This is a genomic window from Nitrobacter vulgaris, from assembly GCF_031453995.1.
Taxonomy (GTDB): Bacteria; Pseudomonadota; Alphaproteobacteria; order Rhizobiales; family Xanthobacteraceae; genus Nitrobacter; species Nitrobacter vulgaris.
On the sequence record NZ_JAVDPZ010000055.1, the window covers coordinates 1 to 17,303 of the forward strand.

14 protein-coding genes and 5 pseudogenes are annotated in these 17,303 nt (G+C 58.1%); 8 read left to right on the top strand and 11 right to left on the bottom strand.

Going from position 1 to position 17,303, the window contains the following annotated elements:
* Positions 1 to 203 (top strand): hypothetical protein (locus GGQ85_RS19460; protein ID WP_309775910.1); only part of this gene is annotated, 203 nt, incomplete at its 5' end.
* Positions 204 to 386: 183 nt separating this feature from the next.
* Here the strand turns inward: GGQ85_RS19460 and GGQ85_RS19465 are convergent.
* From GGQ85_RS19465 to GGQ85_RS19480, 4 genes are all read right to left on the bottom strand, one after another.
* Entirely contained in the window at positions 387 to 620 is a 234-nt protein-coding gene (locus GGQ85_RS19465) for a hypothetical protein (protein ID WP_309775911.1), read from the bottom strand.
* Positions 617 to 1,045: a hypothetical protein gene (locus GGQ85_RS19470; protein WP_309775912.1), complete on the bottom strand. Its 429-nt coding sequence runs from the start codon at positions 1,043 to 1,045 to the stop codon at positions 617 to 619. The genes GGQ85_RS19465 and GGQ85_RS19470 overlap by 4 nt, the downstream gene beginning before the upstream one ends.
* A gap of 590 nt (positions 1,046 to 1,635) precedes the next feature.
* Entirely contained in the window at positions 1,636 to 2,604 is a 969-nt protein-coding gene (locus tag GGQ85_RS19475; RefSeq protein ID WP_309775913.1) for a peptidoglycan-binding domain-containing protein, read from the bottom strand.
* 1,816 nt (positions 2,605 to 4,420) lie between these two features.
* Positions 4,421 to 4,690, bottom strand: a complete 270-nt coding sequence (locus GGQ85_RS19480; RefSeq protein WP_309775914.1) for a hypothetical protein — start codon at positions 4,688 to 4,690, stop codon at positions 4,421 to 4,423.
* A 151-nt stretch (positions 4,691 to 4,841) separates the two neighbouring features.
* Here GGQ85_RS19480 and GGQ85_RS19485 point away from each other — a divergent pair, with 151 nt between their 5' ends.
* The 3 genes and pseudogenes from GGQ85_RS19485 to GGQ85_RS19495 form a co-directional block, all read left to right on the top strand.
* Positions 4,842 to 5,066, top strand: a complete 225-nt coding sequence (locus tag GGQ85_RS19485) for a hypothetical protein (RefSeq protein ID WP_309775915.1) — start codon at positions 4,842 to 4,844, stop codon at positions 5,064 to 5,066.
* 121 nt (positions 5,067 to 5,187) lie between these two features.
* A pseudogene (locus tag GGQ85_RS19490) lies at positions 5,188 to 6,023 on the top strand (DDE-type integrase/transposase/recombinase); the annotation flags it as partial.
* A gap of 54 nt (positions 6,024 to 6,077) precedes the next feature.
* Positions 6,078 to 6,421, top strand: a pseudogene (locus GGQ85_RS19495) (glycosyltransferase family 4 protein); the annotation flags it as partial.
* A 314-nt stretch (positions 6,422 to 6,735) separates the two neighbouring features.
* Here the strand turns inward: GGQ85_RS19495 and GGQ85_RS19500 are convergent.
* The 4 genes from GGQ85_RS19500 to GGQ85_RS19515 all read right to left on the bottom strand — a co-directional run bounded on the left by GGQ85_RS19500 (position 6,736) and on the right by GGQ85_RS19515 (position 11,414).
* A complete protein-coding gene (locus GGQ85_RS19500) occupies positions 6,736 to 7,278 on the bottom strand; it encodes a DUF488 domain-containing protein (protein WP_309775916.1) in 543 nt (180 codons plus the stop codon).
* Positions 7,278 to 7,487: a hypervirulence associated TUDOR domain-containing protein gene (locus tag GGQ85_RS19505; protein WP_309775917.1), complete on the bottom strand. Its 210-nt coding sequence runs from the start codon at positions 7,485 to 7,487 to the stop codon at positions 7,278 to 7,280. The genes GGQ85_RS19500 and GGQ85_RS19505 overlap by 1 nt, the downstream gene beginning before the upstream one ends.
* 392 nt (positions 7,488 to 7,879) lie before the next feature.
* Positions 7,880 to 8,023: a hypothetical protein gene (locus tag GGQ85_RS19510; protein ID WP_309775918.1), complete on the bottom strand. Its 144-nt coding sequence runs from the start codon at positions 8,021 to 8,023 to the stop codon at positions 7,880 to 7,882.
* Between the two features lie 211 nt (positions 8,024 to 8,234).
* A complete protein-coding gene (locus tag GGQ85_RS19515; protein ID WP_309775919.1) occupies positions 8,235 to 11,414 on the bottom strand; it encodes a DUF2309 domain-containing protein in 3,180 nt (1,059 codons plus the stop codon).
* A gap of 856 nt (positions 11,415 to 12,270) precedes the next feature.
* Here GGQ85_RS19515 and GGQ85_RS19520 point away from each other — a divergent pair.
* The 3 genes and pseudogenes from GGQ85_RS19520 to GGQ85_RS19530 all read left to right on the top strand — a co-directional run.
* A pseudogene (locus GGQ85_RS19520) lies at positions 12,271 to 12,680 on the top strand (universal stress protein).
* Between the two features lie 59 nt (positions 12,681 to 12,739).
* Positions 12,740 to 12,919, top strand: coding sequence for a hypothetical protein (locus GGQ85_RS19525; protein ID WP_309775920.1), 180 nt, complete (start codon positions 12,740 to 12,742; stop codon positions 12,917 to 12,919).
* Positions 12,920 to 13,049: 130 nt separating this feature from the next.
* A pseudogene (locus tag GGQ85_RS19530) lies at positions 13,050 to 13,555 on the top strand (DDE-type integrase/transposase/recombinase); the annotation flags it as partial.
* An 801-nt stretch (positions 13,556 to 14,356) separates the two neighbouring features.
* Here the strand turns inward: GGQ85_RS19530 and GGQ85_RS19535 are convergent.
* Both GGQ85_RS19535 and GGQ85_RS19540 read right to left on the bottom strand, forming a co-directional pair.
* Complete coding sequence (locus tag GGQ85_RS19535) at positions 14,357 to 14,719, bottom strand: PRC-barrel domain-containing protein (protein WP_079448290.1); 363 nt, start codon at positions 14,717 to 14,719, stop codon at positions 14,357 to 14,359.
* A 202-nt stretch (positions 14,720 to 14,921) separates the two neighbouring features.
* Positions 14,922 to 15,137: an XRE family transcriptional regulator gene (locus GGQ85_RS19540; RefSeq protein ID WP_309775921.1), complete on the bottom strand. Its 216-nt coding sequence runs from the start codon at positions 15,135 to 15,137 to the stop codon at positions 14,922 to 14,924.
* 653 nt (positions 15,138 to 15,790) lie between these two features.
* Between GGQ85_RS19540 and GGQ85_RS19545 the strand changes: the two are divergent.
* A pseudogene (locus tag GGQ85_RS19545) lies at positions 15,791 to 15,918 on the top strand (IS3 family transposase); the annotation flags it as partial.
* Positions 15,919 to 16,430: 512 nt separating this feature from the next.
* Here the strand turns inward: GGQ85_RS19545 and GGQ85_RS19550 are convergent.
* Positions 16,431 to 17,303: molybdopterin dinucleotide binding domain-containing protein (locus GGQ85_RS19550; RefSeq protein WP_309775922.1), on the bottom strand; the 873-nt coding region annotated here is incomplete at its 5' end.

The following is a 17,303-nucleotide window of genomic DNA, read 5'->3' on the forward strand; positions in this document are numbered from 1 at the left end:
GTCATGGGCAAACTCTGGTCTGGAACATGAGAACGTTTTACGTTCGGAACACCGACGATAACCAACGGCTCCGTATATACCTGTTTCTCTTTGCCGAATACGACGGCGAGGCCGAGGACGGTTGGTCGCGTTATCGGTGCGAACCGGAACACGAGAGGGCATTCGAGGAATACACAAGGCGCCAGCAGGTGCGCTGGGGTTGATGCTCAGGCTTACGCGGCGATATCGATTCAAAACCATTTTTTACGGTTTGCGCCGGGTCTATTTGCATGACTGGATTCGTTCTTTAAGAACGAAATAAAATTGAATCTCAGTTCCGGCTTCGCGTGCCAGGCATGCCGGTCAAGGGGCTCAGCCATGCGTGCTTCCCGATCCACCCAGCCCGGCTATATCCGGAATAGAAGGAGGTCGCGGCGCTTGGTGAGCGGATCGGCAAACGCGGTCTTGCGCCAGTTGCGGCGCGCGTGGCGGATCGCTTCGCTCAAGAAGGCTTGCGAGCTGGGGGCATCGTGCTTCGTGATCTGGGACCGGGCTTTCGGATTGGCCGCCCCTGATGGTAACCCGCGTTCCGTCGGGCCGAGTGACCACGATTCGGACACCCGCGTCAGGGTCTGTTTCAATCGAGAACATCGGATCCTTCATTGCTATCTCCAATGGCGCAGTCCCGAACGAGAGCATGAACAACGCTGATGGGACACGTCAGGCAGCGCCGTGATGAAGACTTGAACCCTGGACTCCTTTGCACAGTTCTCAAGCGCTGGCACATCGACATGCTGAACATAGCAAACCACAGGATCTGCCGACGGCCGTGGCCCATGATCAGCAACCCATAGAGCAGTCGGAACGAGATTGTCGGAACCACGAAAAGGTCCATCGCCGCGATACCGTCAGCATGGTTGCGAAGAAACGTCTTCCAACCCTGCGACGGAGGCACCCTCCTCCGCGCCATATACTTGGCCACACTGGTCTGGCCGATCTCGATGCCCAGCTTGAGAAGCTCGCCATGGATTCGTGGCGCTCCCCACAACGGGTTGGCGAGGCTCATCTGGAGGATCAACCGGCGAATTTCTAACGGCACAGCCGGTCGACCGCAGCGATGCCTCGATTTCCAGCCAATCTGAAACCGGCACGATGCCAACGGATCACAGTGTCGGTCGGACGATCGCCAGTGCATCATACATCTTGGGAAACAGCCGGCAGACACCTCCCAATATCAGTCGGTTCAACTGAGATGAAGGGAGGTCTCCTGGGACGAGTTCGCCGCAGCACATTGATTTGTTGCCTCAAGACCAGAATTTCTGCCTCAAGCGCAACTCGCGACCGCAGCAGGTCGATCACCATTCCAAAGATCAGTCTGCACAAATCCAACATCGAGCACCAGCATCGCGCGATTCTTGATCAACCGCCAGCCGGATGGGGTTTGCGACAGGGACAGGTGTGCAGATGAGGCACGGGTAGATTGATTGCAACTCGTTGGGGCACAGGAATCCTATGGTTATATTGCATTTGGGTGATCTGATAGATCGCCCAGCCTGAGCGGCTAGACCGGAACGGTCTTCCAATTCGTCGGAGTGAACAAACAAAAAGAGCCCGCCGAAGCGAGCTCTTTGATGGAGTATAGATTCCTAAGGCAGACTATTTTCTTGTCGAACCGGAGTCTGACGATGAGTTCGGAGACGTGCTCTGGTTCGCGTCCGTCGACGAGCTTCCGCTCTGCGACGGCGGGTTTGCCGGGCCCTTCGTTTCCGACCGGTTGGGCATGCTCTGTCCCGTTGTCGAAGACCTCGGATTCTGCGCCCGGCCAGAATCCTGGTGTGGTGACTGACCAGTCGCGTTTTGCTGGCTCACCGGCTGCCCCGTCTGACCACTGCGCGCCTGCCCCGTTGTGGTCTGGCTGTCAGTTGAGGTCTGAGCGTCAGTCGACGAAGATTGCGACTGAATGCTCTCGGTTGCCTGCTGGCTCAGCCGATTGGACACGCCAAGCGACGACACCGTGCGCATGTCGATACTGCCGGTGACAGCAATACCTTGTTGCCGCTGGTATACTGTGATGGCTTCGCGGGTCGCCGGACCCCAGACGCCGTCGGCATCTCCCTGCAGCAAACCACAATCGATCAACACGCGTTGGATGACGCGGACGTCGTCGGTTGGCAGATCAACTGCGGCGCCAGACCCGCCGCCACCACCACCGCCGGCGTAGCGCGCACGCGGACCGGCGGGAATGACATCAACGATTCGGCGATCGCGACCGACAATTACGACCTCGTCTTCCACAACGAAGAAGCTATCGCCGCGATAGGCAGGAAACACGTCAATCAGCGCTGGATAGGCCGAGACCGAGGCGACGGTCACGTTCGACGGAACCGCGATACCAGAGCGAACCTGGAAATTGATCGAGTTCGCATTAACACGCGGGGCGTTGTTGGCCTGTACCACCGATTGCTGCAGTGTCGTCTGCTGTTGCGCCGTCACGCTCTTTCCGCTTTTGGTCTGAATGCCAGCGTTGGTCTGGTCCTGGTTCTGACCTTGCGTGTTGGTCTCGTTCCGCGCCGCGTTCTGATTGCCGGAGCTTGAGTTTCGGTCCTGGGGGCTCTGCCCCTGCATGCCGGAAGATCCGCTTTGCTGGTATTAGACTTGTTGTCAGCCTTGCTCTTATCATGCGTGCGATCTTCCGACTGCCTTGCATCGTCGCGCTCAGGCTTGCTCTGACCGACCGTCTGACCTTTGTCCCTTCCGTCGCGCTGCAGCGCCCGGTCCTTGCTCGTGTCGCGCTGCTCTTTGTTCGACTCCTCCGAACGGCGCGCATTGTCGCGGTCGGTGTCACGTTCTGAGCGCTCCTGGCCAACCGTCTGGCCCTTACTACGTTCGCGCTCGCCGTCGGCACGGCTGCGCTCGTGCATGCGAGAGTCCTCGCGCTGCGCGCGGCTGGATTCGCTGCCGCGTGAGGAGGAGCCTTCAGTCCGGCCACTCTCACGCGAAACGCCGCTGTCCGTTCCACTTCTGGAATAACTACCTGCCGACGTTCCTCTTTCGCCCGTATCGCCGCTCATGCTTTGCGCGGAAGCAAGGCTCACGCTGGTAAGCAACGCTGCCGTTGTGACTAGAAATCTGCTGCTCTTCATTCTCATGATTCAAATTCCTCCTCATTTGCTCGCTTGCTTTCATTCGGATCGAAGCTGGAAAGTCGAGCCACTTTGGCAAGCGAGGGCTCGTCTTGAGCAACTTGGCGAGGATGCTATCGTTCCTACTATCGATAGGATCGTTCAAATTCGGTAATAAGGGCGATAAAGCCTGACGTATTAGCCAGGGCACGAGCGGTGGTCACCATTCGCAACACGTCGTCGTCGCAATAGCGGCGGTGGCTTCGAGCCTCTGAACCGCTACGTGGTGGCATTAGGTGTGTTCGTCTATTCAAAAATCCCGGCGGTGGCGGGGACCAACTTTAGCTAAACTAGAAAAAGCCCGCATCGCTGCGGGCTTTTTACCTTACCAACCGTACCCGCCTCCGCCGAAGCCGAACGTTACGCTGGGACCACCATAACCATATCCACCGCCGTAATAGGGCCGACCATAGCCGCCGCCATAATACTGCGGACCGTAGCCGTAGCTTCTATAATGCGGACGGTAATAGTGACCATAGTGCCGACCATGAGAGTGGCCGTAGTGCCGTTCGTGAGAGTGACCATAGTGCCGATGTCGAGAACCAACGGTTGATAGTTGGGCTACCTGGGTTAGGTCCTTTGATCCTATTGTTTCGTTCGCCGCGTTTGCAGCGGAAACACTTACCAGTGCAGCCACGCCCACTACCGTTACTACAAGCAACTTTTTCATAAGCACTCCTTTACGTGTGGAGTGCTAATCAATACGGACGTCCTGCGTTCCGACGTGCGACCTTAAATTTCCGCTAAGTAACTGAACAAACGTTCATAGTGAGGCGTGCTCGGCGCTTCGCAGATCGTCACAGATGACGAGACATTCTATTCTACATAGAAGCGAGCGTGGATGGCGAAGTGAGAGGCGAAGATAACGCTCGCTTGCGCTCCCGCCTTCCTCGAACGGAAAGGAGCGCGCGCCCATGCAAACACGGAGTCGTTTCAAATAAAAGCTGACTTTCGTCGAACGTCACAATGAAGCCGAGCGGGTCCGCATGGAGGCCGAAACGCTTCCGCCAGGCGCTGAGAGGGACGAACGAGAGTAAGGTAAGGCGCACCAAGCCGAAGCAGCCGCACACATGGAGCGTTGGCTGCGCTCTCCTGAGCTTCAGTCACCAAAATAGATGGAATCATTTTGAAAACAAAAAGGCCCGCCGGATGGGTGTCACAGCGGGCCAATTCGGGTCCAGGATCGGATTGCGGCTCTCGATCCCGTTCCGGGCGATTCAATGCGAGACGCCGGGAGTGCGTTCCGAACCGCGTCGCCTTTAGTCCTCTTTCTTCGAAGCAATTTCGCCGGCCTCACGCGCCAACCGCTCGGCCTTTAGACGCTCGCGGTTCTTGGCAAATTCCGCTGCCGCCTTTGCGTTCTCAGCCGTCGCCATTCTGGCCTCGGCTTCCCGGTTCTCTTTACGAGCTTCCTTCTGCTCTTTCGTAAGTGGCTTTAGTCGTTCGAACTTGTCGGGCGCGTTCATTTCAATTGCTCTTCTTTCGGGGTAGATCATCGCCGTCGCCATCGCCCGCTGCGCGAAGGTCATATGTCTCCGATTGACGTTGACCGAGAGGATGTAGGCCTTCTGATCCTAGCCGTTGATCTTCTGAAACTTCGGTTCAAACCCGAATTGTTTACAGGATTCCGTAAACTTTCCGGACTTCCGCGCGTTGGGTCGGGAGGTTTGAAGGAACAATATGAAACGGCCCGCGAAATCTGCCGCAGAACTGGAAGCTCTCATTCGTGTTGAGATAGAAGAAGTCTGCGCCTGGCCGACCGGTATGGCGATCACGGTTCAGCCGGATGGCGAGACCTGGAAGGCGACTACCATGCAAGATGGTGGGGAACCCGACGAGGGACCTATCAACATCCTTGAGGCTGTCGTGAATCGGCTTCGTGCAGAATTCGACTTGGCAATCTGATGCGATGTGTTCCGAACGAGCCGACAAAAAGATCCATGACCGCGTGAACGGCATGAAATCGTGCTGCGGAAGCTTTTCTGTTGCAACCGCCGAACCGCCATTGCCTTGGCGAGAATTCGAATGCCGCCGCGAAGGCATCGCTGAGAGCCTGTATTACAACTGGTCGAAGGAGTTCCTGGAAGCCGGCAAGAAGCGGCTTGCCGGCGATACGGCGCGGGCGGCCACCAGCGACGAGGTGAAAGTGCTGCGCAAGGAGGCGCGCGATCTCAAGGAGGTCGTCGCCGAACAGGCGCCAGAGCTGCGGCTGCTTTAAAAAAGCATGATCGCGGATGGGGGCGGCGGCGAATGAGATATCCCGCATCCGAGACGCTGGAGATCTGGCTGGTCGAGCAGTCGCGCCTGTCGGCGCAGCGCACGCTGCAAAAACTTGGTATTCCACGGTCGACCTTCAATCGCTGGTATGATCGCTTCCTCACTGGCGGTATCGACGCGCTGGAGGATCGCAGGCCCCGGCCGAACCGGGTTTGGAACCGCATTCCCGAGGAGACGCGAGATCAGATCATCGAGCTGGCGCTAAATGAGCCGGAGCTATCGCCTCGGGAGTTGGCGGTCACCTTCACCGACACCAAGGGCTACTTCGTGTCGGAATCTATCGCCTGCTCAAGGCCCGACCTGATCACCAGCCCGGCCTTCATCGTCATCAAGGCCGCCGACGAGTTCCACGACAAGACGACAGCGCCGAACCAGCTCTGGCAGACCGATTTGACCTATCTCAAGGTCAGCGGATGGGGATGGTTCGACCTGTCGACCGTGCTCGACGACTTCTCTCGCTACATCATCGTGTGGAAGCTGTGCACCACGATGAAGGCGGAAGACGCCACCGACACGCTAACCATGGCGTTGCAGGCATCCGGCTGCGACAGCGCCAGAGTCGTGCAGCGGCCGCGGCTGCTGTCCGGCGCTTGGCAACTGCTGGGCCTTCGCGTAAGCCCGCAGGGCCTTCTTCGCATTCTCTCCGAACGGTTAGGAGTACCGTTCGTTACTACGGTGCACGGACGTCTGGACCTTCCAGGGTTGCCTGACGTGGCCCGGGAGTTTTCGAGCGCGAGCTTTGTCGCAATTTCCGACACCCAGCGCCAGCAGCTTCCGGATGCGAAATGGATCGCTACGATTCAGCACGGCTTACCGTCGTGCCTATTTCGTCCTTCCTACGAACCAGGATCATATCTGGCTATCTGGCGTTCTTAGGGCGCCTGACAGCGGAGAAAGGTCCGTTGGATGCGATCCGTATCGCCCAGGCTTGCGAAATGCCACTGCGAATTGCCGCCAAGATTCCTAGGGCTGAGACCGCTTTTTGCACGCCTCTCTCACTGCGCTTGCGACACGGAGAGAAATTGTCGTGCTTGCCCGGCTGGAACGGCTCGTAGACGATCCTCGCCTGGAACGCGCCATTTGCACAATCGCTGCGAGATGCTGCGCTGAGTGATCTAGCGTCGGGCGATCGCGGGATGTCAAGCCGCCGGATGACGAGGCCGAGACCGCGGAATTTGATATCCGACATTGTGACCCTGCTCCAACGTCGGACGATTCCCGCGTTGCCCCAGTTACCCGGGTCCGTATTTTTTTGGAAAGATCGCGCAGGGATGCGAAATTCTGGCCGCTTGCGCCCCTAACCGGGCGGAGAAGGAGGGTAAATGACCTTTCCCAGCTCCGTCTTCAGCGCGCCGGGCGTCGGCGTTGCGTGGTCAGTATTTCCGATTGCCATCAGGTGATCGACGGGGGAGCCGTTCAACAGCAGATAGTCGGTAATGATCCGCCGGTGGCAGCGCCACCATACGGCCTCCGAACACATCAACGCCAGCCGATGGCTTTTTCCGATCGCGATCAGTTCTTCGAACGCGGCCGCAAACGCATCGCCTAATGCATAATCGGCATAGTTATGAAAGCTCTGCACCCGCCACATCGCATTGAGCTTTTCATCGACTTGCGGCTGCTTCCGCCGGCGTCCTCCCAAATCTGGAAAGTGTCGATAGCCGATCTGCACCTGGGCGAGGGAGTCTGGCAAGCAATCGATGTTGAAAACAGGATTCGAACGCGAGCGCGGAAACGATCGAACGTCAATGAGAATGCGAACCCTCGCGCCCCGAAGCATTGTGAGAAATTCGTCGAGGCTACGGTTGGAATGACCGATGGTTGTGAATCCGCCCGCCATTACTTAATCTTCGAGAGCGCGCCTCTTTTGTGGGCCGCGACGTGATCCGTTTTATCGCTCTTGATTTCATATTGGGGATCGTCTTTCGACGCGCGATGCCGATGACCTTTGTAGGTAAAGTCCCCGTGGTGGACCTTGATAATCTTTCCGGTCACCCGGCCCGCTTCAGAACTCCAGCTGACGTGATCGCCTACAGAAAATTTAGACATAGTGCCTCCATCTTAAGGGCAAACGGTCTCGTTGAACGAATTGTTCCTTGCAATGCGAGCCTTTCCTCCTGACCAATTTCTGGCAGACCACGGCGTGCTCGGCTCGTGTATCCTGTGTTCACGGCAATCGGCGACGGAGCGTAGCGCAGTCTGGCAGCGCGAAAGTTTCCTTCATCACAGGTTCAAATCATGCTGCCCCGCGCAATCGCATATGATCGACCTTTAATATCAGTGCACATTGGGCCTAGTTGGAATCCCAAGCGTCCGCTATGCGCAGCAGATGCGCCGCGCGAGCTTCCACCACGCCGCGAACGGTAGCATCAATTTTGTGTTCCCCCTGATTTTTCAATAGCTCCCATGTGAGATCGTGACGAAGTGAGGGACGGACAGCGCTACAGCGCCTCCGCCAGCTTCACGTCCGACGGGTCGTACCAGATCGACAGCAGCGGCGTCTTGAAGATTGCCAGCGGCAGCCAGGCGAGTTCGCCCTGGCGGCCGAATAACCAGGATCGAAAAGAGCCGTGACCGACTGCCAATCGATCAGCTTTCCGATTTCATCGAGCGATGAGGCAGTGCGCCTACGATCAGCGAAATCGAATCGCGCTTGACTTCTCGCCTGATGCGCGACGTCCCGCTCTTTTCTTCGAAAAGCTCATAGAGTCATGAATTGCCGGCCGCACGCACACACTAGCTGACAGAAGCCGACTTGGCGTCGGCAGGCGGGGGTTCGCTTGCGATCTTCTTCATTTAGCCGTGGGTGGCATGGGCGTCGGACGGCGACAGCGTTTCTCGACCGAGCCCTGGCCGCGACTTATCTGTGCCGAGTGGAGGCTCGGCAGGAGCGCCGAGAGCCGGACGCTCTTCCCACTGGCCATTGTTGAAGACAAAAGGCTTGTAGCCTTGGGTGGGGTCGATGACGATGGCGCGAATCCACCCGCCGAGCACCAAGCTCTTGACCTTGACCACGCGCTGCAGCGCACGGCCGGCAAAGTCCAGCGGCGCCTCAATCAGCGCAATCAGGCGCATCGGCTCGTGGTAAGGGCGCCCCTCGCGCATCACCGTCTGCATTGGCAGGCCGGTTCGCAGATCGCTCAGGTTACCGGTCATCACGCCGAAGCGGCCGGACACGTTGTGGTAGACCTTGCTGCCGCTGCCCAGACGAGAATTGTTCACGGTGGAGAAGAAATATTCTAGATTGATCCACTGGCCCACAACCACCGGCCCCGCCAGTAGGTTTTCCAGCAAGCGCCCCTTAGGGTCGCAGCGCCAGTCGTAGGACAGCAGGAAAGGACGCCCTTGCAAATCGGCCGCTTGCGTGAGGCTGCGCCGGCCGACGATGCCGTATACGTTCCCCGACAGCCCCCACTCCGGCCGGACCTGCGCCCAGTCCACCGCGAGGCGTTTTGCCGAACGCAAGGCTTGCGCTGGCTGAATCTCCTTCGCCTCCGTTGACAGCTTAGACATGCGCTCGGCCGCCGTCAGGCGTGAGGCCGCTCGCAGGCTGTTGCGCAAGCGATCCAGATACACCAGATGGCGCGGCGGCAGCAGGTCGAGGTCGAACAACTCGATGGCATCTGTGGTGGTGACGTGCAGCGCGGGCAGGAACGAGGTGTCTTCCGGGATGGTGATGCCCATGGCCGCCAGCCGTTCGCGCACTGCGGGCTTGTTGGCCATCTGCGCGAACACCCGGGCATTAACCAGGCCGCTGGCGCCACCGCAGGCGCCGCAGTCCAGCGCCGACTCGTAGGGGTTGTTCTCGGTTTTCCCACTGTGGCCGACGATGAGAACGAAGCGCGAGAAGGTATGGGTCAGCCCAATCATCGTCAGGGCCGTGTGCACATAGTTAACCTGCTCTTCGAGCGAGTAACCTATGCGTCCCAGTCGCACGAGCTGGTGATTGGCGTGTTTGGCAGCAATACCATAGATCTCGCGCAGCTTGTCGATGAACTCGGCCTCCTGCGTCTGGGGCACGCGGAACTCCGTGCACAGCCGCGTCGGCCCATTTCTGTGTCGCAGCGCGGTTTCACGCAGTTCGCGGATCACGTCGGCATCCACACGCTCGCGCTCGATTTTCAGTTCGTCATGCAGCGCCTTGACGATCATCGCTCGTTGCAGCGTGCGAATGATGGAGTCGGCCTGCTCGCGGGTGAGCTTGTCCACCAACAGGCGGGTGACCGGCTTTTCGGTATCGATACGGCTGCGCCAGCGGCTGTAGGCCAGCGGCGCCAAGGTTTTGCCGAACAGGTCCAACCCGAACAGCATACCCACCGCCTCCACCGTGACGTAAGGCGAGAGCACCGATTTCTTGAGATCGTGCAGCGCATGGCCGAGGATGCTGTGGAAATCCTCGTTATTGGGATCTAGTGCGGCGGGCAGCTCCAGCACCAGGTTCTTGGGCGTGATCACGGCCGGACAATAGTGACGCTCGCTGCCCTTACCGTAGCCGAGGAAGCCCACGGGCACACCGAAGAATCCGGCGATGCCGAAGGTCTGATAATCGCCCACGCGCTCCAGGTGGCGGCGGATAGGCTCGGCGCGCACGTCGATGCAGAACCAAGCCTGCGCGAAGGGCCGCTTGTCCGATGGCGATTCCTGCGGCACCTGCACCTGCGTAAGCAGCCGGTCGATGGACTGCGCCTCCATCGCCAGGGTCCACACCATACCTTCCTGCTGCGCGAACTCCCGCAAGCCGTGCAACAGACCCGCGACCTCCTCCGGCGTCAGCGCATCGAGCACCGCGGTAGCATTCGCCGCGGTGGCCAGTTCACGCAACGCGACGGCTTGTTCCTGCCCAAGTTGAGCATGCCACAACGGCCAGTAGCGTTGCAGGAGATCATGGCAGCGGGTGCCGTTGCCGCGCGACAGGGTGTCGTCGATACGCTGCGCCCAATCGGGCAACACCTCGCCACTGTGTAGCGCATAGCGCAGTACGCTTTCCGCGCCGCGTTCTCGCAACACGCTATTGAGCTGGTCACGCCGGACCGGCGTGCCGCGACTGCGCGCGCTCTCCTGCAGCAACGCCAAGCCCATTACGAGCCGGATCGCCAGCAGATCGACGATGTCGGCGGGGTACTGCTGCGTCCAATAGTAGTGCTTGGCCGACGCGCGCCAACGCACAAAGCCGGTCCAGCCATGTAACCGGGTGAGCACGCGCGTGAAGTAGATCGGCCAAGTATCGGCGCTGATGCCCATCTCCTCCATGACGTACACGACCGCGCTCTCGGCGTCCTGCACCAGATCGACGATGTGTCGCACATGCAGCCCGCGCAGGAACATACGCGCACTCCGCCGTGTGAGTTCTCTCCAGGCGACGAACAGGCCGCGTTCGCGCCCGGGCATACGCCAGGCAGATTGGTCTTCGTCGAAAAAATCCAGGCAGTTTTTAATCACCAGCTCGTCGAGTTCGTCGGCCAGGCCGGTGCCCCACAATGCGTCGACCGCCTCTGGCAATGTGCGCGCGTGCAGCCGCTGCTCAAGATCCGGCAGCAACGCCGCAACGTCGACATCCTCCGCGGAAGACGGCCGGCCCTGCAGCGCGGCGTGGACGTCCTTCGCCCGCACGCCCGGCACCACCACTTCGCGGTCATGCGGCAACTGCATCATCGCGTGCACCCAGCGAGGCCAGTCGATGCCCGGCACGGAAAGCAGATCCTGCGATCGTCGTCCGATTTCCTCCGTGAGGGTATCCTGCCGTATTTTGCCCTCGCGCTGCCACTGCTGGTAGTTACTGCGGGGCAAGAACATCCGACCCCTGAATAGTTCAGCCGCGCGGCGCACCGCCTGCTCGAACGGCATACTCTCCAGCCCGCGCAGCGGATTGCGGCTGATGAAGTTGCGTATCGGCCAGAAAAACGGCAGCGTCTCACTTGCTATGTAAGCTGTGGAACGCACCCGCAGACGCCGACCGAGGTTCAATGCATCCACCATGACCACCCTCCGATCGAACCAAAAGCAGCGGCAACGCTGGCAAGCGCTGCGCGGGCTAAGCACCACAAGACGGTAGGAAACTCGTCGGCCGAAGTGGCAAATCGTTAGTCGGTTACCGCTGGCGCGCGCTTAGCCGTGATATCTTAGGGAGCGCACTGAGTAAGAAAAATTCGATCTGCTTATCCCAAGCCAAAGGTACGCTGATGTAAAGCAGTTGACGCCCGTCTCTCTACCTCGAGCAACGGTGGTCCTTCAACTCAGAGAGCCGCCTAAGTTCGGCTTCGCTTTTCAGCCGGTCATTAACGGCGCTGAACAAGCCTGACAGTTCCTTGCTGCCGAGAGACACGGCGGGCGACCTGCGAGACGTGCTTATACGGGCAGCTTTCGAGCGGTACGCTTCCGTCCTGGTTCGCAGCGAATTCGATACCTCCTAGATCGAAGAAGATCCTGGGCGTGATGGACGGCGATCACCCCGTCTATCGCGTCGGACAGGGCGACTACCGAATCCATATTCCGACCTCCCCGTTGATCTTGGACATTGGGTATCGAAGAGACGTGTATTGATTTAAGGACCAAAAGGAAGAATGCGGCCGCCGAATTTTGAATGAGCAGCGCAGAAGTTGATCGCATCATGTCAAGCGCAATCAGAGGCGGCCAATCTCAGCGGGAGACTTAACAAGGCTGCTTCAAAGAAGAAGGCCAGTAACAGGAATTTTGCCGCTCACGTAAGCGCAAAATGATCATTGATCTATGGCCGTGATTGAACGAGGGATTATCGCATCTGTTCTCGTTCAAGTAATGCTCCGGCTGCTGCCCTGGAAGCGATTGTGTGAACCCTTTAAACCGAGGAAACTTTATGTACCGTAAGATTTTGATTCCTGCAGATGGCTCGGAACTGGCGAATAAAGGCGTCGCACATGGGTTATCTCTTGCGCGCGCGGTGGGCGCTAAGGTTCTTGTTCTTACCGTTGAAGCGTTCAACCCATATGATGCGTCGGATTCACGCATGAAAGAGGCGCGGAAACACGCCACTTCAATTTTGAATGGTATAGCTAATGAGGCGAAGGCCGCAGGTGTGGAGTGCGAGACGCTTCACCTCATTCAGTTTGACCCTGACGTAGCCATCGTGACCACTGCAAATGAGAGAAGCTGCGACTTATTGTGATAGCTTCACATGGTCGAACCGGCATCGTAGCGGCACTTCTCGGAAGCGTGACTGCGAGTGTAGTTGCGCATGCGTCTATTCCTGTGCTGGTATGTCACTGACATCCATCGCTCATGCAGTGTTGAGTAAGGAAGTATAATTCATATCTTAGAGTAGGTAGATGGCGCCATCTGCACTGGCCACGCTCGATGAACTGGGTTCGCTTACCGTTGCAGCGCAAGTGTCAGCGACATACGTTGTGTTGGCGCTGGTGCAGGATGCGGCATCCAATGGCACTTTCCTAGCGTGGAGCTGGCGCCGCTCCGCGACGGCCTCGCCTTGTGTTTCTGTCGGACATTAGAATTCCTCCTTAATATCCAACAGCCAAATTTAGAAAGGACCATTTTTCAAGTAACAGACCAGTAACCTGGCCTTGAAAGTGGTCTAACGTGTTCGGCGATGCCAGATGACCACTTCCTTTGTCGATTTTTGAGGTCAGTCAGCGGCGGGCGTGTGAAGTGATCGGGACTGATCGATCCTCGGTGCGTTGTCTCGGCCTTCGGCCTGACGACGCGACCATTCGCGTCCGACTGCGTGAGTTGGCGTCGGTACGGCCGCGCTTTGGCTATCGCCCTCTGCTTCTCTTGATCCGCAGCGAAGGCGTGCTGATCACCCACAAGAGGCTGAGGCGGCTGTATACCGAGGGAGCGGCTGCAAGTCCGCCGGCGAGTTGAACGTAAAAGAGCTCTGGGAACACGGGCTCCGATGGCGTTGCCACAGGGACCGAACCAACGCTGGTCGCTTGATTTCGTCAGCGACACACTGACAGCCGGCGCTTTCGTATCCTAGCTGTGGTGGATGACTTCACCGGGAATTCATCGCATTGGTCGCCGATACGTCGTTGTCGAGGACCCGGGAGGGTCGTGAACTCGATGCCGTGATCGCTCGACGAGGCTGCTCGACGATGATCGTCAGTGACCACGGGACCGAGCTCACCAGGACGGAACGCTGCTCTGTGTCGAGGGCTCCGCGCCCGTCCCGTTGCACCACCGAGCCACGCAGGCTCAAATGACCACTGAGCCTAGGCTAGCTCTTTAGAAAGGAGCGGCAATCGGCCATCTGTAAGCGTATATCGCGCGCAAGGCGATTTCGTAGGCGGAGCGGTTTCCTGGCACCCCTGTGCAGCCCTGGCCCGGCAAATGTGTCGTTGCATTGACCACCAGCACCTGCAATGGCAGTAGTCCGCTCGCGCTGCAATGCCTTCGAATGATACCCAGAAAATGGTGGGCGCTTCGCCAATGCACGCCGATCTCGTCGCAGATCTCCCTATAAGTGTATGGCGGCTGGCCGTTGACGGCCCGGCCGGCAAGGAGAGGCCATGCCTCCCTTGCCCGCCCAAAATGGTCAATGCGCATGGCTTCTCTACGTCTGTGTCAAATGATGCTGCTTATAAACGTCGACGCGGCTCCTTGCGAAGCGCCGACGCCTCGGCTCCAGAAGTAAACCTAATTAGCTGTGCGAGCGCTTATTCTCCCTCCACCTTCGCGGCGATCTGCAGCACTGCGAACGCTACCTAAGGCGAACATCTGGAGCCGTAAGCAGGACTTGAACGCCAGCAGCTTGCGCGGGCTGCCGCCCGACAAAGCGGCAACCTCGAGGTTGAGCGCCCTGATGTCCAACGCCTCACTTGTGGTTGGCTGCAGACATAAGTAGGAAACCGCGATGTTATAGAAGGTCAGAACGACAGTGATCAGCAAAAACCCGCCGGGAAATCCCGGCGGGTATCAAGGATCAGTGCTTAGCCTGGATGTACCACGAACTCGTTATTGGAGGGGTGGAGCGTGGCATATCGAGCGTTCAAGTCAAAGATAGTCTCCACACCATGCTTCGGACGGCCTTTCAACCGGTTCTCACTGATGTCGGAGCTATACGCGCCTCGATCGGCATCGTATGTTAGCACGTTCCAAGGCACGATGTAGTGAGCGTCGCCGATGCCAAAGAATCCGCCGATACCCAGTACGGCATGGGCAATCTTTCCCTTCTTCTCGTCAACCAACACGTGCTTGATCGAGCCGATCTTCTTCCCCTCGGCCCCATAGACAGCCTTTCCAGACAGTTTCCTACTAGGACGCAGATGCGAAGTTTTTCTTTTCACAGCCATAGCTTCTCCTTTCCTGGTTAAACGACCTGCGCACGCATTGTCCCGCCGAATTGCGGTGCGCGACGCGAGTCAGAACTTCGGGGCTAATTTGAGCGACGCGGGCATGACCCCGCCGATGAGTGCCCGCTATCTCTAGCGGGGCTGGGCGACAGTCAATACATCCGTGATCTGTCGCATCGGGTGGTGAAAGGCGACATACGCATTATGGAACTCGGTCATCCGCAACCAATCCACCTTCGCACTCGAAGCGCGCGATTTCCGCGGCCTCCATATTGTTGAATTTCAAGCGCACTCCATAACCAGACCCGTTTTCCGGGATGAAAACCGCTCCGAGTTTTTCCAGGGTGTCTTGTATTGCCTGGATTTCGGTGCGCTTCGGCGATCCGGAGACATTCTCGAACCGCTCGATGGCGTCCACGCTGACTTCCGAGCGTCGCGCCAGCATCGGCCTCGAAAGTTCAACAAGTGCGCGAGCAGCACGGCACTGTGAACCCGTAATCACGATCAATCTCCTAATATCTCATTTGCGGCTTTCGCGCAGCGTCGGACGTAAAGGTTCTCCCAAGGCCATCTGGATTGCAGAGCCAAATGAAGGCCGCCCAAGCAAGCAGCAAACAACCAGTACTTATCAGCATCATCTGCATACCTCGCGCAATCTTACGCCGCGCTGGCACTGATCCGGGCCAGCGAGCTACGTTTCTGGAAACGGGAGAGTCTTGCTCTTGCCTTCGCAAGCGAAGGAGCGGCCACGTCAACCTGGAAATCTTATCGCTAGAGCATGTTTTCTATCTAGGGACAGGAGCGCAAAATTCAACTGAATGCGACAAAGTGTGCAGGTAGTAAAGATGCTTCCGGACTGGCAGAGCTCACTCATACCCAGCTGACGACAGCTCAAACCTGGCGGTAAACTTAGGACTTCACAACATGGAGATGGACCTTGCCCATTGATCATGTCGTGCGGGCGGGCGGCATGGCCGGTCCTTGTCGGCCTGGCCGTCCATGGCGGTGGTCTGGCTCCTGAAAAGTGGCCCTCCCTGAATTAGCCTGATAGCCGTTAGAGAGGACGTTGGAATGCCCCAGAAGCACAAGGCAGAAGAGATTGTAACGAAGCTGCGCCAGGTTGATGTTTTACTTTCGCAAGGCAGAACGGTTGGCGAAGCGGTTCGTTCGATCGGCGTGATACGCAGTTCACGTATTACCTCTATGGACCTACTCTCCCGTCGCAAGTCGAATTTCGATCTGATCTGCCTGTACGGTTGCAAATATCTATCCGGCGTCACCCAGTAATCGGGAGTACCCAAATGGGGAATCCGCTGACGCCTAGCTGGTAGGCCTTTAAGGCCTCGATAAAACTCAGGCTCTCGGCGCGTCGGTCCGAACACGCGTGCTGACAGGAACCGACCGAGCAAGTCTACGACCATGCTGTACAAGGGCGGCGAGCTCCATCGTATAGGACGGCACTCTCCTGAACGTCTTTAGTTGATCGACTGCGCAACTACATCGCGAGGGTCGAATACGCTTCAGTATGACGCAACGACAGCCAGGTCCCCTCTCTCGCTGAGGTCATCAACCGCCTTTCCAAAGCCGAGGGGGATCATCGATGCTGCTAAGCCATAGGAGAATCGGCCCTGGCAGCGTGACTCACACCAAACGGCTTAGCAATTCCCGGGTAGTTCAAATGGGCTGCAAGCTCATAGTCTGCGTCGCGATATCACCTACCATTCCAGGTTCTCCATCTTACGCACGACGACATGGGTGTCGCGCGTGAAGATGCCGGTCGGTCCCCAGTAATTCCATCCATAGGTGAACTGGGCATAGCCACCGGCCAGGAACAAGGGATGATGCGAATACGCGTCAGACTGTTGTGTCCGCCGCCGCGCCACTTGCGTTCCTGGGACTTCGGAATGTACACCGTGCGCTCGACCGCGTGGTAATACATGCAGGTACCGGGCTGGATTCGACGGCTGACATTGGCGCGCGTCACGACGACACCGTTGTCGTTGTAAACCTCGACCCAGTCGTTATCCTCAATACCAACCTTCTCCGCGTCTCTGTCATTAATCCATACCGGATCCATGCCGCGAGATAGCATCAACATGCGGTGATTATCTTTGTAGGTGGAGTGAATGTTCCACTTACCGTGCGGCGTGATGTAGTTCAGAACTAGCGAACGATCATCAACCCGGCTCTTCACGATGTCACCGGTCTTGCGCGGATTAAGCCGCGGCTTGTAGGTCGGTATATGCTCACCAAAGTCGAGGTACCACTGGTGATCGAGATACAGCGACTGGCGACCGGTTAGCGTACGCCAAGGCACCAAGCGCTCGACATTCATACACCAAGCGGAATACGCACGACCGTCGTTGACCAGGCCCGTCCAGCAGGGACTCGTCAGGATACGCCGCGGCTGCCGCGTCAAATCGAAAAACGTCGACGAAACACTCCGCGTAGGCTCAGCCAAGTCTGCAAGCGGCAGTCCGACATGTTGCTCCTCGTTGACGAAGCCCTGGTAGCTGACCTCACCGTTCGATACCGGCGCGCACAGCAACACCGTGTTGGATGCGTCAAGCACATCTTCCAGACT